Source organism: Asticcacaulis sp., from assembly GCA_024707255.1.
Taxonomy (GTDB): Bacteria; Pseudomonadota; Alphaproteobacteria; order Caulobacterales; family Caulobacteraceae; genus Asticcacaulis.
Genome location: JANQAC010000001.1, coordinates 1,588,123 through 1,603,179, shown reverse-complemented (window position 1 = coordinate 1,603,179; position 15,057 = coordinate 1,588,123). Strand labels below are relative to the sequence as shown.

General features: G+C 59.7%; 15 protein-coding genes and 1 pseudogene. 6 read left to right on the top strand and 10 right to left on the bottom strand.

All coding sequences use genetic code 11. The annotated features are described in order from the left end of the window. Positions 1–85 precede the first annotated feature (85 nt). The 3 genes from NVV72_07820 to NVV72_07810 all read right to left on the bottom strand — a co-directional run bounded on the left by NVV72_07820 (position 86) and on the right by NVV72_07810 (position 3,219). The gene (locus tag NVV72_07820; GenBank protein ID MCR6659244.1) at positions 86–844 is read right to left on the bottom strand and encodes a hypothetical protein; all 759 of its coding nucleotides are present in this window, start codon (positions 842–844) and stop codon (positions 86–88) included. Positions 845–927: 83 nt separating this feature from the next. Next, entirely contained in the window at positions 928–1,986 is a 1,059-nt protein-coding gene (locus NVV72_07815) for a ribonucleotide-diphosphate reductase subunit beta (GenBank protein MCR6659243.1), read from the bottom strand. A gap of 372 nt (positions 1,987–2,358) precedes the next feature. Further along, complete coding sequence (locus tag NVV72_07810; GenBank protein MCR6659242.1) at positions 2,359–3,219, bottom strand: tetratricopeptide repeat protein; 861 nt, start codon at positions 3,217–3,219, stop codon at positions 2,359–2,361. A 93-nt stretch (positions 3,220–3,312) separates the two neighbouring features. On the opposite strand from NVV72_07810, the gene NVV72_07805 reads away from it, so the two are divergent. Together NVV72_07805 and NVV72_07800 are read left to right on the top strand one after the other, a co-directional pair. Further along, positions 3,313–4,710, top strand: a complete 1,398-nt coding sequence (locus tag NVV72_07805; GenBank protein ID MCR6659241.1) for a leucyl aminopeptidase family protein — start codon at positions 3,313–3,315, stop codon at positions 4,708–4,710. Positions 4,711–4,863: 153 nt separating this feature from the next. Then, on the top strand, positions 4,864–5,727 hold the full coding sequence (locus tag NVV72_07800) for an NlpC/P60 family protein (protein ID MCR6659240.1): 864 nt from the start codon (positions 4,864–4,866) through the stop codon (positions 5,725–5,727). A gap of 202 nt (positions 5,728–5,929) precedes the next feature. Here NVV72_07800 and NVV72_07795 read toward each other — a convergent pair whose 3' ends face one another. Further along, positions 5,930–6,562, bottom strand: a complete 633-nt coding sequence (locus tag NVV72_07795) for a cytochrome c family protein (GenBank protein ID MCR6659239.1) — start codon at positions 6,560–6,562, stop codon at positions 5,930–5,932. A 209-nt stretch (positions 6,563–6,771) separates the two neighbouring features. On the opposite strand from NVV72_07795, the gene NVV72_07790 reads away from it, so the two are divergent. Both NVV72_07790 and NVV72_07785 read left to right on the top strand, forming a co-directional pair. Next, complete coding sequence (locus NVV72_07790) at positions 6,772–7,635, top strand: prephenate dehydratase (GenBank protein ID MCR6659238.1); 864 nt, start codon at positions 6,772–6,774, stop codon at positions 7,633–7,635. After that, a complete protein-coding gene (locus tag NVV72_07785) occupies positions 7,632–7,829 on the top strand; it encodes a SlyX family protein (protein ID MCR6659237.1) in 198 nt (65 codons plus the stop codon). Before NVV72_07790 ends, NVV72_07785 begins: the two co-directional genes overlap by 4 nt. 196 nt (positions 7,830–8,025) lie before the next feature. Here NVV72_07785 and NVV72_07780 read toward each other — a convergent pair whose 3' ends face one another. The 4 genes from NVV72_07780 to NVV72_07765 form a co-directional block, all read right to left on the bottom strand. Further along, the gene (locus tag NVV72_07780; GenBank protein ID MCR6659236.1) at positions 8,026–8,571 is read right to left on the bottom strand and encodes a response regulator; all 546 of its coding nucleotides are present in this window, start codon (positions 8,569–8,571) and stop codon (positions 8,026–8,028) included. A gap of 89 nt (positions 8,572–8,660) precedes the next feature. Then, entirely contained in the window at positions 8,661–9,161 is a 501-nt protein-coding gene (locus tag NVV72_07775; protein ID MCR6659235.1) for a DsbE family thiol:disulfide interchange protein, read from the bottom strand. Between the two features lie 41 nt (positions 9,162–9,202). Next, a complete protein-coding gene (ccmD, locus tag NVV72_07770; protein MCR6659234.1) occupies positions 9,203–9,358 on the bottom strand; it encodes a heme exporter protein CcmD in 156 nt (51 codons plus the stop codon). A 10-nt stretch (positions 9,359–9,368) separates the two neighbouring features. Then, positions 9,369–10,088, bottom strand: coding sequence for a heme ABC transporter permease (locus tag NVV72_07765; protein ID MCR6659233.1), 720 nt, complete (start codon positions 10,086–10,088; stop codon positions 9,369–9,371). Between the two features lie 119 nt (positions 10,089–10,207). Here NVV72_07765 and NVV72_07760 point away from each other — a divergent pair, with 119 nt between their 5' ends. After that, on the top strand, positions 10,208–10,510 hold the full coding sequence (locus NVV72_07760; GenBank protein MCR6659232.1) for a hypothetical protein: 303 nt from the start codon (positions 10,208–10,210) through the stop codon (positions 10,508–10,510). Here NVV72_07760 and ccmB read toward each other — a convergent pair whose 3' ends face one another. Both ccmB and ccmA read right to left on the bottom strand, forming a co-directional pair. Further along, positions 10,511–11,179 carry a heme exporter protein CcmB gene (gene ccmB, locus NVV72_07755; GenBank protein MCR6659231.1) on the bottom strand — a complete coding sequence of 223 codons (669 nt, stop codon included), beginning with the start codon at positions 11,177–11,179 and terminating at the stop codon, positions 10,511–10,513. It abuts the gene before it with no gap. A 183-nt stretch (positions 11,180–11,362) separates the two neighbouring features. Next, complete coding sequence (ccmA, locus tag NVV72_07750; GenBank protein ID MCR6659230.1) at positions 11,363–12,103, bottom strand: heme ABC exporter ATP-binding protein CcmA; 741 nt, start codon at positions 12,101–12,103, stop codon at positions 11,363–11,365. A 99-nt stretch (positions 12,104–12,202) separates the two neighbouring features. Here ccmA and acnA point away from each other — a divergent pair. After that, positions 12,203–14,909: pseudogene (gene acnA / locus NVV72_07745) on the top strand (aconitate hydratase AcnA). Positions 14,910–15,057: the final 148 nt, after the last annotated feature.

Below are 15,057 nucleotides of genomic sequence, written 5' to 3'. Positions count from 1 at the left end.
ATTAAGAACAGAGGCCCCCTCCGGCGGGACTACGCCCGCCACCTCCCCCGCTACGCTACGCTTGCAAGGGAGGAGGGTACACCGCTCAACGACATTCATACCAATGGACCGGTGCATTTCCATCTGTAGAATAACACCACCCTTTATCATTAAGTTGCTCACCGTAGCCGACTTGCTGACCGCATGCCCGATCCCGGTCTATGTCTTTACCTGTTCTGCATATAGCTCGCTGTTCCTCAAATTTTTTAGAAATTGATTCCACCTCTGACCAGTTGGCAGCTTTGTGTATAGTCTGCGCTTGAGTCTCAGAAATACTTTTAGAAGTAATAATGTTCTGACTTTTATCTATCTTTTTAATTACAGTCGGAGCGACAGTATTGGGTGCGCTCTTATCTGCCTCATCGTTACGCCAAAGAGCCAAAGCGCCTTTCCGAGCATCATCAACCACTTGCCCAGCAACCAACTCAGGAGCGTTTTCAATTCTTTCTACAAGGCGACCTTGATATGTAAGATTGATGACACGGCAAGGCTCTTTACACGTAAATCCAAACCGAGGGTCTTCATCATTTTCGAATGTGTAGTTATCACCCTCTCTACCAATATAACGGATAGCCAATATATTATTTGTCACCCTGCCTAAAGCGCGCTCGTTTTCCGTTAACTCCACACTGTACATATATACCTTGCCGTCATTTTGCAGATAATTATGTGTAATCGGGACTGCAGACGCCCCATTTAGACTCTGATCTGGGAAATTTTTACTGTTATTTTCCTGTGAGCAGGCGCAAAGTATCACAATTAAGCTGCTAATTAGGCTAATGTTTTTTACAAGCTGGTTGTTCAAATTAAGCTCCCCTCTTTAAGCAAAACCAGAGCCTAACAATCTTTTTCTCAACAAAAAAGCCCCCGTTTCCGGGGGCTTTTCTTTTAGGCGTTTACACCATTCTTTGTCGCTTCCGACCGTTTCTTGAGAAGCTGGTCGAACGCCCCCCAGACGCCCTCTTCGCCGGTCCACTGCCCCTTGGTGGCGGCTTTGGAATATTCGGTGGCGCGGGCCTCGAAGAAGTTGGCGTGCTCGACGCCCGACAGCAAAACCTGCAACCACGGCAGCGGGTTTTCCTTACCGGCATTGAAGACTTCCGGCAGTTCGAGCTGGCGCAGGCGCCAGTCGGCGATATAGCGGATATAGGCCTTGATATCTTCCGGGGTCATGCCCTGGACCGGGCCCATTTCAAACGCCAGGTCGATGAACTTGTCTTCCATGTTCACCACGGTCTTGCAGCAATCGATGATGTCATCGGCCACCGACTTGGTGACGGCCTTCGTCTCGCGGTTGAAGGTATGGTAGAGCTTGATGATGCCTTCGCAGTGCAGCGACTCGTCACGCACCGACCACGAAACGATCTGGCCCATGCCCTTCATCTTGTTGAAGCGCGGGAAGTTCATCAGCATGGCGAAGGAAGCGAAAAGCTGGAGCCCTTCGGTGAAGCCGCCGAACATGGCAAGCGTCCGGCAAACATCGGCTTCGGTATCGACGCCGAACGTGCCCATATAGTCGTGCTTGTCGCGCATGGCCTGGTAATCCATGAACGCGCCGAACTCGCTTTCGGGCATACCGATGGTTTCGAGCAGCAGGGCGTAGGCGGCGATATGGACGGTTTCCATATTGGCGAAGGCCGACATCATCATCTTGATTTCGGTCGGCTTGAAGACGCGCGAATAGCGTTCCAGATAATTATCCTGAACCTCGATATCCGACTGGGTGAAGAAGCGGAAGATCTGGGTCAGCAGGTTGCGCTCTGAGTCATTGAGCTTGGTGGCCCAATCCTTACAGTCCTCACCCAATGGCACTTCTTCCGGAATCCAGTGGACCTGCTGCTGTTTGCGCCAGAATTCAAAGGCCCAGGGGTAGCGGAACGGCTTGTAGGAATGGCTCGGGGTCAGGAGACCGGCGGATGAATTGGCCAGAAGAAGTGAACTGCTCATAGAAAACCCCGAATCGATACTAAAGCGCAAATGTCATGGCTATATCACCACATTTCGTGGTTAAGGCCAGGTTAACATCTACATATGGTATGTGGTTTTTGGGGATAATTTTTTCAATCCCGACACGAAGCGGTCAGATGACGCTTCGCGGATCACGTTAGCACAGGGCTTTACGGCGTGCAGCGGCAAAAGTTAATGGGTTACAATTGGTGATGGGGATAAGGAAGTAAGAAACCCCACCACCGCATCTAGCCGCTTCGCGTCGTCGTGCGGTCCCCTCCCCCGACAAGCGGGGAGGATCAAGAATATCTGTACCTCCCCACTTGTTGGGGAGGGGGACCATTGCGCAGCAATGGTGGTGGGGTTTCTTACTTAGCTTCCCGACGCCCTGACCGAATCCCAAGACCGCGTCGGTGCGGTGGTTGAAGCCGGTGCCGCCTTCGCCGCCACCGCCTGTTGCAGCCACGCCAGGGCGGCATCCGCCTGTTGCGGCGGCAGGTCGCGGCGCAGCAGGCTTTCGGCTTCCGGTATCTTGCCTTCGAGGCCCAGCACCAGGGCCAGGTTCTGGCGGATCTGCACGGTGACGCCCGGTTGCGCCACAGCGGTGCGCAAGAGCGGCTCAGCGCCGGCAAAGTCGCCGCGGGTAACCTTGGCCATGGCCATATTGGTCAGGACGGCGGGATTGTTGGGTGAAAGTGCCAGGGCCTGGTTCCACGCCGTTTGCGCCTCGTCCGGACGCTTGGTCTGGTCATAGGCGACGCCCAGCAGGGAGTAAGCCTGCCAGTCCTTCGGCTTCAGCTCGATAACATGCTGCAGCGGATCGATGGCGAAGAAGGCGTTGTTGTCGGCGATATGGGCGCGGGCGGCGGCCAGCAGGATATCGGTATTATCGGGCGCGAACAGCAGGACGCGGTGGGCGATATCGGCGGCTTCGGGATAGCGGCCGAGCGCGCGCAGGGCGTTGGAAAGGTAAAGCCCCATCTTCGCATCGGTCGGGTTATGCTCGAACTGGTCGTTGAAGAAGACCGATTGTTGCAGCGGATCGGCGCGCAGGGCGGCCTCGATTTCGGCCTTGCGGGCGGGCTTGAAGGCGGCCGGTTTCGGTGTGGCGGTTGCGGAAGCGGACGGCGCGGCGTCTTTTTTGGCGTCATCCTTGCCGAACAGGCCCGCAGAGGCGGGACTGGCCGTGAAACAAGCCAAAAGAGCGGCGGAAACAAGCAGGCGGCGCAGCATGGCGAACCCCGATTAACGAACAGAATTAAGCTTTCGGTGACCGCTGTGAAGATATAGTTAAAGCTCTTAACAATCGTTAACGGTAGTGAACTGATGCCCAAGCCGATCAAAGCCCCGAAAGCCGCCGCCGAGAACACGCTGATTGCCCTTTTCGAGGAAGAGGCCGCCTCGGCGATTGCCGCGCTGACCCCGGCACAGGCGAAGTTCCTGACGCTGAAAGGCTTCACCGGCAAGGCGGGCAGCCTGATCGTCCTGCCGGAAGAGAGCGGCTGCTGCGCTTGGTTTGGCCTGGGTGCCCGCAAAAACTATACGTCGATGACCTTCCGCGCCTTGCCATCGCAATTGCCCAAGGGATTATGGGCCCTGCAATATGACGCGGAACTGGACGCCCGCGCCATCCATGTCGCCTGGGGATTGGGCGCCTACAGCTTCACGCGCTATAAATCGAGCAGTACGGTGAGTGAGGTCCGGCTCGATGACAGCGCGCTCGACGAGGCGACGAAAACGGCGGTGGCGCGCGAGGTGAAGGCGCATAATCTGGTGCGCGATCTCGTCAATACCCCGACCAACGACATGGGGCCAGCGGATATCGAGGCCGAGGCGCACCGCATCGCCGGGGCACATGGCGCCGCGATCCAGGTGACGGTTGGCGATGACCTGCTGAAGGAAAACTATCCCGCCGTTCATGCGGTCGGCCGCGCCGCCGGGCCGAACAATCAGCCGCGCTTTATCGAGATCACCCGGCAGCCGAAGGGCGTGCCGGGCCCGCTCCCGGTGGTGGCCCTGGTGGGCAAGGGCGTGGCCTTCGATACCGGCGGCCTGAATATAAAGGGCGGCGCCGGCATGGGCCTGATGAAGAAGGACATGGGTGGCGCGGCTCATGCGCTTGCCCTGGCCGACTGGGTCATGGCCAGCCAGTTGCCGGTGGCGTTGTCGGTCCTGATCCCGGCGGTGGAAAATTCGATTTCGGGCGATGCCTTCCGGCCCGGCGATATTCTCGCCTCGCGCGCTGGCTTATCCATCGAGATCGGCAATACCGATGCCGAGGGCCGGCTGATCCTGGCTGACGCCCTGACCCGTGCGGGCGAACTGGAACCGGCGCTCACCGTCGATTTCGCCACCCTGACCGGGGCGGCGCGCGTGGCCCTGGGACCGGAGGTCATTCCCTTCTATACCGATGATGAAGACGTGGCCCGCCAGCTGGAGGTGGCCTCGATCGCCCAGAATGATCCCCTGTGGCGGATGCCGCTGTGGAAGGGTTATAATGATGCGCTGGAATCCGACATCGCTGATATCCGCAATGATCCGGCCGGCTGGGCGCAAGGCGGCTCGGTGACGGCGGCGCTTTTCCTGCAAAGATTTGCGCCGAAATCGGGTGCCTGGGTGCATTTCGACATCTATGCCTGGAACCCGCGCGGCAAGGCCGGATCACCGGTCGGGGCCGAGGCGCAGGCGATCCGGGCGGTTTATCAGTTGCTGACGTCTTATTGAAGTCAACCCTGTTAAGACCTGCTTCAGCTTTCATAAATCTCCTGTTGACCTTGGCCGTTAAGGCGATCTTTGCATCCGTATCGTAGAGTGACCATATAAGGCGCAGAGTACGTGCGCCACGGTGATAGTGACCTGTAGAAGGTAGACGGCTTTATGACGCAGATGAGTGATGATCCTTTCGACAAGCGCACCACGCCCTTCAAGGATGGCGTGACCGACCAGGCGCATGAGGGCCTGATCCGCGCCAAGACCTTTGTCGCCGGCGAGATCCTGAGCTGTTACGATGCTTCGGCCCCGATCCTGTCGCAGCCGGAACACGGCGCGGAACAGTGGGATCAGTTGCTGATGGGCGAACGCTTCAAGGTCATCGAGCGCAAGCATGATTATTTCTGGGGACAGGCTCTGCGCGACGGTTATGTCGGCTATGTGCCGGTCTCGGCTTTCAAGCGCGACTGGTATTTGCCGACGCACTATGTCTCGACCTTGCGCACCTATGTCTTTGCTGGTCCGAACCTGAAATCCTCGACGCTGACCGCCCTCAGCCACAATGCGCTGGTTTCAGTGACGCGCTATGAGAACGGCTTTGCCTATATCAACGAAATGGGCTGGGTGTTCGCCAATCACCTGTCGACCTTCGAGACCTTCGCGCCGGATTTCGTCAGCGTGGCCGAAAGCTATATCAACGCACCCTATCAATGGGGCGGCCGCGAAAGCCTGGGCCTGGATTGCTCCGGCCTGCTGCAACAGGCGCTCTATGCCTCAGGCTATGGCTGCCCGCGCGATTCCGACATGCAGATGAAGTTGGGTCTGCCATTGGATATCGGGCCTGACCTGCGCGGCCTGGTGCGTGGCGACCTGGTGTTCTGGAAGGGCCATGTCGCCATCATGATCGATGATGTGAATATCATCCACGCCAATGCCCACCATATGAAGGTGGCTATCGAGCCTCTGGCCGATGCCGTTAATCGCATTGACTCGTGCGGTTCGGGCATGCCGCTGGCGTTCCGGAGGCTGTAAGCTTTTCTCCTCCCTTGATTTATCGGGGGAGGTGTCGAGCAAGCTCAGCGCGTCGAGACGGAGGGGGCCACTTCTCCGTCCGTTTAGCCCCCTCCGTCGCGGACTACGCCGCGCCACCTCCCCCGCTTCGCAGGGGAGGAGAAGAAATGAAAAACCCCCGCCGGAGTGATCCGGCGGGGGTTTGTTTTGCGTTTGCGTTTGCCTACTTGGAAGCCGCTTCCGCAGCCGCCGGAGCGGCGGCCGGAGTCCCGGCAGGCGGGGCCGCCGCAGCAGCCGGATTCGGCGCCGGTACGGCATAACCGGTCGAACCCTGGCTATGCAGATAGGCGATCAGGTTGATGCGGTCTTCCGGCTTCTTGACGCCGACAAAGGTCATCTTGGTGCCCTTGACCACTTTCGACGGCGCGCCGAGGAAGGCGTAGATGGCGTCCCACGACCAGTTCGGGACTTCCTTGGCATGTTCTTTCATGGCGTCGGAATAGTCCATGCCGGGGTGAGAGGCGACGGGCCGGCCGACCACGCCCCACAGGTTCGGACCGATCGCGTTCGGGCCGCCATTGGCGTTATTGTGGCAGGAGGTACACTTGGTCTGGAAGGTCTTTTCGCCGGCGGCGATATCGGCGGTCGGGATCACCGTGCCCCAGTCGGGCGGCGTATCTACGGCGGCGGCAGCCCCGCCTTCGCCACCGGTATCGGCGACCTCGATATGATAGCCGGCCTTTTCAGGCGCTTCACGATGATAGATGGCTTCCGCGCCGAGCTTGACGCCCATGATTACCAGACCGGTCGCCAGGACCGCACCGAGAATTTTGTTTACCTGAAGGTCGCCGCTCATGTCGCCAAGTTACCCTGTTGATTCATTAGTGCCCGGAGCTTAGGCCACCCGTGACGTGTGTCAATATGTGGCGAAAGCAAGGCTTATTGATCTACTTGCGTTTGGCTCTCTGACACGCTACCGGCATTTTCGCAAGCTTACTTTTAGCCCCGCGGGTCTAAATTAGAGCCATGCGTGGCATTTCGTCGCACTTGGGATAAAAGGTAATTATGAACACGCAAACCATTCGCAAGATCGCCTATCAGGGCGAGCCGGGGGCTTTCAGCCATCAGGCCATCAAGCGCTGGTTTGGCGAATTTACCCCGACGCCTTACCCCACCTTCGAAGCCGCCTTTGCCGCTGTGCGTGATGGTGAATGCGAACTGGGCATGATTCCGGTCGAGAACTCGGTGGCCGGTCGCGTCACCGATGTCCACCACCTTCTGCCCAATTCGGGCCTGAAGATCATCGGCGAGCGCTTCCTGCCGATCGAGATGATCCTGATGGGCGTGCCGGAAACGAAGCTGGAAAATATCAAGGTGGCCGCCTCGCACACCATGGCCCTGCTGCAATGCCGCAAGGCGCTGCGCGAACTGAACATCACCGCCGAGGTCTTTCATGATACCGCCGGTGCGGCGCGGGCGCTTTCGGAAACGCGCGAACTGGACCGTGGTGTCATCGCGCCGGAACCGGCCGCCGAGCTCTATGGCCTGAAGATCCTGCGGCGCCATATGGAAGATGCGCAAAATAACACGACGCGCTTCCTGATCCTGACGACCGAAGACCGCGTGGTCGAGCCCGCGCCCGGCATCGACTGCATGACCAGCTTTATCTTCCGCGTGAAGAATATCCCGGCCTCGCTTTACAAGGCGCTGGGCGGTTTCGCTACCAATGGCGTCAACATGACCAAGCTGGAGAGCTATATCGAAAACGGCGTCTTCGCCTCGACCGTCTTCTACTGCGATGTCGAGGGGCGCCCGACCGAAGGCGGGCTGAAACAGGCGCTGGAAGAGCTGAACTTCTTCGCCGTCGATGTCGAGATTCTGGGCACCTATCCGCTTGATCCATTCCGTAACTCGGAGGGCCAGAGATGAGTGATCGCATCACGGCCCTCGAGGAACTGACCGCGCATCAGGCCAAGACCATCGACGAGCTATCCGAACAGGTGACCGAACAGTGGAAGGTGATCGACCGGATGAAACGGATGCTGGAACGCCTGGGCGAACGGCTGGAAACCATGGAATCCGGCACCGGTGAAGTGCCGGTGACCAAGCCGCCGCACTACTAAATCTCCTCCCCTGTAGCGAAGCGTACGGGGAGGTGGCGCGGCGTAGTCCGCGACGGAGGGGGCTTTCTTTCGACCGGGGAATGCCCCCTCCGTCAGCGACACCGGCTCTTCGAGCCTCGCGCTGCCACCTCCCCCGCGTTGCAGGGGAGGAGAAAGGTGGTCTCGTCGATCTGCATCCCCAGCAGTGAACGACCATTCAGGATGCCGTGTTAAGTGCGTCCTGATCACTTTCAGGGCCAGACGGCTCTGGACGCCGTTCCTTGCGGCGTTCAGGGCCTTCGTATTTCGCGTCCGTCCGTCGGCGACGTTCCGGTCCGAAGAAGCTGTTCAGCTTAACAAACGGACGCGGATGATCGACGATGGACACGACCTTGCGGTACAGCTCATTGGCCGTGACCGGCTTGCAGCAGAATTCCGTCACCCCGGCGTCGCGCGCATCCACCACATGCGATCGCTCGGAATGCGCGGTCAGCATGATGATCGGCACAAACCGATTGGCGCTGTCCGACGACTTGCGCACCAGATTCACAAACTCGATGCCGTTCAGCACCTCCATCTGGTAATCGACAATAACGATATCGATGGCGTCGTGTTTCAGGCGGTGGAAGGCTTCCGTCGCATCGCGCGCTTCAAATATATGCACCGCGCCAAAGCCGCGCAGAATGGTCTTCACGATATTCGTCATATGGCCGTTGTCTTCGACGACCAGAAACCTGACGCGTTCCAGGCTGGCTGGTTTCATGCTCCGCACCCGATTGATGCTGTCAATTAGGAGGCCAGTCTAGCCGAACAGGGTTACCGGAAATTTTACATAGTCCTTAAAAACAACTTTTATTTCTTGCCGCTGACCTCGGCATAGACCGCATCAAACGTATCCGGAACGATCGGGCCGGCGATCTTGTCGGTAATGGTGCCGTCGGGGCTGACGATATAGGTTTCCGGCACGCCGGTAATGCCGAGCGCCAAAGCCATCTTGCCGTCCGGATCGGTCAGGGTTTTCGCGTAAGGATTATCGTGCTGGGCCAGGAAATTCAGCGTGTTCTGCGGCTCGTCCTTCCAGGCGATGCCGATGATGGTTACACCCCTGGCCTTCAGCGCCATAAGCTGCGGATTTTCGGCGATGCACGGCGCGCACCACGAGGCGAAGACGTTAACCAGTACCGGCTTGTCATGACCCGCCACCAGTGCTTTCAATGAGGCCGGCGTGCCATCCTGCAGGTCGTTGATCACCACTTCCGGCACCGACTTGCCGACCATTTCGCGCGGTTCCAGCCGTTCCTTCTTGTGGAAATTATAGTAGCCCAGCACGGTGAGCAAACCGACAAACAGCACCAGCGGGGCAAAATAAACTAATCTTTTTCATTTTGGGCGTTTCATTTGGTTTCGACCGCCGCCTGCAAGGCTTCCAGCACCTTGCGGCGTTTGGCCTGCGCACGCAAGGAGACCATGATCAACGCGCCCAAAGCCACGGCCGTGGCGCCATAGCAGCCCCAGACGAAGACGACATATTTGCCCATATCGAGGTCCATGTGCATCTCTCTAATTGAAGCTCAAACGGGCGCGCAAAGCCCGATACTTTCGGGCCAGGATTTCGCTGTCGATCCGCACCAGGAACAGCCAGGCGAACAGGGCATGATAGGCGGCCACCATGACAAACAGAGGCCACAGCATGTCCGGCGCCACGGTCGGGCCGCCCTTGACGAAAATGGAATCTCCCTGGTGCAGGCTGTTCCACCACTGCACGGAAAAATGCACGATCGGCAGATTGACCAGCCCGACCAGGGCCAGAATGGCGGTCGATCTGGCGGCGCGCACCTCGTCCTCGGTCGAGGCATGGAGGGCGATATAGCCGATGTAAAACAGGAACAGGATCAGTTCGGAGGTCATGCGGCCATCCCATTGCCACGGCGTGCCCCACATCGGCATCCCCCACAGGGCGCCGGTCAAAAGGGCCAGGCCGGTAAAGACCGCCCCGATCGGCGCCATCGCCTTGGCGGCCGCGTCGGCCAGCGCATGGCGGAAGATCAGGCCGAAGAAGCTGGCGATCCCCATGGCGGCATAGACGGTCAGGCCCATCCAGGCCGCCGGCACATGGACATACATGATCCGCACCGTATCGCCCTGCTGGTAATCCTCCGGCGAGGCGAAACAGAGATAAAGCCCCCAGACGAACAGCGCCGCCGTCAGGCCCGCCAGCCACGGCCGCAGGGGCCGCGTGACGCGCGTGAAGCGTTCCGGATTGGCGAGAAAATTGATCATGCACCGGACATACGGGGTTTGGCGATCTTCGGCAAGAGGCGGCAAATGTGGCTTTTTCGCGTTAACCTTCTGATTGCAGTTGTTTGCTAAACTCGTCTGAATCGCTGGGAGCGTATGACATGCAGTTCGGGTATTTTCTTCTCGCCCTGATCTTCGGCCTGACCTTCGCCGTCTATTATTTCGACGTGCGCAAGGACTGCCGCTGGATCTCGTGGCTGGCCGCCATTGTCATGACCGGCTTCTGCATCGCCATTGACCGGCTGGTGGAAAATGCGATCCTGGCTCACCTGATCATCCAGTTGTCGATCCTGCTGATGCTGGGCTTGAGCATTCCGGCGCGCTACTGGTTCGGCCACGCTAATGCCCGTCGCGCCACCTACCGCGAGCATCATATCAAGGCCACGCGCTATCTGCCTTGGTGATTAGCTGAGCGCGCTTCTTAAGGCGGCACCCATGGCAATGGGACCAAGCGCTAAAGCAAACAGGGCATAGGCTGCCAGAAAGGCCAGCGCCTGCCAGGGTGATGCGCTTGTCTGCATGGCCTGCATCAGGCCGGCGCCGAAGATCACCGGCGGCACATAAAACGGCAAAACCAGCAATGCCATCAGCACACCGCCCTTGCGCGAGCCGAGCGCCAGGGACGCGCCGATCCCGCCGATCAGGGCAAAGCTGAGTGACCCCAGAAACGCCGAAACCAGCCCCATCAGGGTCAACGATACCGGTGCGCCGAGGATGATCATAACGACAGGCGTCATCACTGACAGAATCACGCCGGTGCCGAGCCATTGGCTGAGGCATTTCAGCAGGGCGATCAGTTCGAGCGGCAGGGGACCGAGCCGGAGCACATCGAATACGCCATCCTCGTAATCGCGCTCGAATAGGCGCTCCAGCGACAGCAGGCTGGAAAGCGCCAGGCACAGCCAGGTCAGGCCAGCGGCGATACGCGACAGGATGGCCTGGTCGGGGCCGAGGCTTAAGGGGATCATCGCCATCAGGGTCAGGTAGAAACCGATGGCCAGCAAGGGACCGCCGCCGCGGGTCAGCGACAGGCCGAGATCGCGGCGGATAAGAGCGATGGCGGGGCGGATCATCCTTCTCCTCCCCTGCGCAGCGGGGGAGGTGGCAGCGCCCAGTTCTTTCGGGCGAAGCCCGAAGGGCTGGTGTCGCTGACGGAGGGGGCATCAAGAGTGGTAAGTGGCCCCCTCCGTCTCGACGCGCTACGCTTGCTCGACACCTCCCCCGCTATCGCAGGGGAGAAGAATGTGGTTCCATTCTCAAACACTCGCGGCCTCGCGTTCCTTAGCCTTCGGGCGTTCAAGCTTGAGGGTGCGCGTCTCGAATGGCAGCGGATCATGCACGGCCGCGATGATTATCCCGCCTTCCGATAGATGCTTCTGCATAAGCCCGGCGATCAGCGCCCGATGGCCGACATCGAGCGGCGCCATCGGCTCATCGAGCAGCCACAGCGGCCGCTTGACCATCAGCAGGCGCGCGAACGACAACCGGCGCTTTTGCCCTGCCGAGAGATAACGCGTCTCCAGATCCATAAGACTCAGAAGGTTCAGTTGTTCGATGCCCGATACCTCGCCACCCAGAAAGTCCGCCTGGAATTTCAGCTCCTGCGCCACCGTCCGCGACGGGCTCAAAGCCTCCTGGTGGCCGAGGAAATGGATCATGCTGCCATGCCAGATTTCCGGCTCAACCTGCACATCATTCTCATACGCAGAAATCGTGCCCACATGGGGTATAAAAAAGCCTGCCAGGGTGCGCAAAAGAGTCGTTTTTCCGACGCCATTTTCGCCTGTCAGGCTAATGATTTCGCCGCCGCACATCTCAAAATTCAGATTATGAATCAAAAGGTTGTAGCCTTTTTTCAGGCTCAGACCTTCCACTTTCAAACTCACACCCATAAAATAACCCTTTTCGCACCAAGGCTTAGTATGGTTCTGGCATAGACGAAAACAAATAAGAAGTTTAGAAGGCAGATTACCCGCCTTCAAGGTATTGCAGCGCAATGTCCGGACCCTGTGCGTCCCTCATTTACGCGCGTTCTTGAATTCACGGTTGCCAATCGTGGCGGCTGGGCGGGCTAACCTGAAAAGGACACTGCGTAAATGTCTTCTGTTGACTCCTTCAAGTCAAAAGCCGAACTCAAGGTCGGCGACAAAACCTACACCTATTACGATCTGAAAGCCGCTGAAGCCAATGGCCTCGAAGGCGCCTCCCAGCTCCCCGCCTCGCTGAAGGTGCTGCTGGAAAACCTGCTGCGCAACGAAGACGGCGATACGGTCAAGGCTGACGACATCCGCGCCATGGCCGCCTGGGTGAAAAACAAAGGCGCTGTCGAGCACGAAATCTCCTTCCGCCCGGCCCGCGTGCTGATGCAGGATTTCACCGGCGTTCCGGCCGTCGTCGACCTGGCTGCCATGCGTGACGCCATGGTCAAGCTCGGCGCCGATCCGGCGAAGATCAACCCGCTGAACCCGGTCGACCTCGTCATCGACCACTCGGTCATGGTCGACTATTTCGGCCACGGCGACTCGTTCACCCGCAACGTTGACCGTGAATATGAGCGCAATATCGAGCGCTATAACTTCCTGCGCTGGGGTTCCTCGGCCTTCAACAACTTCCGCGTCGTGCCTCCCGGCACCGGCATCTGCCACCAGGTCAACCTCGAATACCTGGCCCAGACCGTCTGGACCAATGTGGCGGACGGCGGTGAAGTCGCGTACCCGGATACCGTGGTCGGCACCGACTCGCACACCACCATGATCAACGGTCTGTCGGTCCTCGGCTGGGGCGTCGGCGGCATCGAAGCCGAAGCCGCCATGCTCGGCCAGCCGATCCCCATGCTGATCCCCGAAGTTATCGGCTTCAAGCTGACCGGCAAGCTGCCCGAAGGCGCCACCGCCACCGACCTGGTGCTGACCGTCACGCAGATGCTGCGCAAGAAGGGCGTCGTCGGCAAGTTCGTCGAATATTACGGCGACGGCCTCGTCAACCTGACCCTGGAAGACCAGGCGACCATCGCCAACATGGCCCCCGAATATGGCGCCACCTGCGGTTTCTTCCCGGTGTCGCAGCCGACCATCAACTATCTGGCTGAAACCGGCCGTACGCCTGAGCGCGTCGCCCTCGTCGAAGCCTACGCCAAGGCGCAAGGCCTGTGGCTTGATCCGTCGGTCGAGCCGGTCTTCACCGATACCCTCGAACTGGCCCTCGATTCCGTCCTGCCCTCGCTGGCCGGCCCGAAGCGCCCGCAGGACCGCGTCCTGCTCTCCGACGCCGCCTCCGCCTTCACCTCGGCCCTGCAGGGCGAATTCGGCAAGGCCGGTGACGAAGCCAAACGCGTCCAGGTCGAAGGTTCCGACTTCACCGTCGGTCATGGCGACGTGGTGATCGCCGCCATCACCTCCTGCACCAACACCTCGAACCCCTCGGTCCTGATCGCCGCCGGCCTCGTGGCCCGCAAGGCGCGCGCCCTGGGCCTGAAGGTCAAGCCGTGGGTCAAGACCTCGCTGGCCCCCGGTTCGCAGGTCGTCACCGACTACCTCAACTCGGCCGGCCTGACCGAAGATCTCGACGCCCTGGGTTTCAACCTCGTCGGTTATGGCTGCACCACCTGTATCGGTAACTCGGGCCCGCTGCCGGAAGCCATTTCGGCCGCCGTCAATTCGGGTGACCTGGTCGCCGCCTCGGTGCTTTCGGGCAACCGCAACTTCGAAGGCCGCGTCAACCCCGACGTCCGCGCCAACTACCTCGGCCTCGCCGCCGCTGGTCGTGGCCTACGCCCTGGCCGGCTCGCTCAACATTAACCTGACCACCGACGTGATCGGCACCGGTTCGGACGGCCAGGACGTGTATCTGAAGGACATATGGCCGACGACGCAGGAAGTCACCGACCTGCAACGCAAGCACGTCACCAACGCCATGTTCTCCAACCGCTATTCCGACGTCTTCAAGGGCGACAAGCACTGGCAGGCCATTCCGGTCGCCGGCGGCCAGACCTACGGCTGGGATGCATCCTCGACCTATGTCGCCAATCCGCCCTATTTCGACGGCATGACCATGACGCCGGACAAGGTGACCGACATCGTGGAGGCCCGCGTGCTCGGCGTCTTCGGTGACTCGATCACCACCGACCACATCTCGCCCGCCGGTTCCTTCAAGGCCGCGTCTCCCGCCGGCAAGTACCTGATCGATCGCGGCGTCCCCGTCTCGGAATTCAACGGTTACGGCGCCCGCCGCGGCAACCACGAAGTCATGATGCGCGGCACCTTCGCCAATATCCGCATCCGCAACAAGATGACCCCGGAAATCGAAGGCGGCGTCACCAAGCACTTCCCGTCGGGCGATGTCATGCCGATCTATGACGCCGCCATGCGTTACCAGTCGGAAGGCCGCAACCTGGTCGTTTTCGCCGGCAAGGAATACGGCACCGGCTCCTCGCGTGACTGGGCCGCAAAGGGCACCAAGCTGCTCGGCGTCCGCGCTGTTATCGCCGAGTCGTTCGAGCGTATCCACCGCTCCAACCTGGTCGGCATGGGCGTCCTCCCCTTGCAGTTCAAGGTCGACGGCTGGGCCAAGCTCGGCCTGACCGGAGAGGAAATCGTCACCATCCGTGGTCTGGAAAACGTGCAGCCGCGTCAGGAACTGATCGTCGAGCTGTTCCGCGCTTCCGATGGCAAGGTGGCCCGCTTCCCGGTTCGCTGCCGCATCGATACGCCGACCGAGCTGGAATACTACAAGAACGGCGGCGTCATGCCATACGTCCTGCGTAACCTGGCCCGTGGCACCATCTCGGCCGAAGCCGCTGAATAGTTTCTGCGACAATTTATAAAGAAAAAGGCCCTTCGGTTCTGCCGAAGGGCCTTTTTTCTTTTGCAGGATCGTAACGACCCTGCACCCGTAACTCAACGGCGCCGAACCGCGCTCTGGCCGTACTGGAACGGCTTGTCCGGTGGAGCCT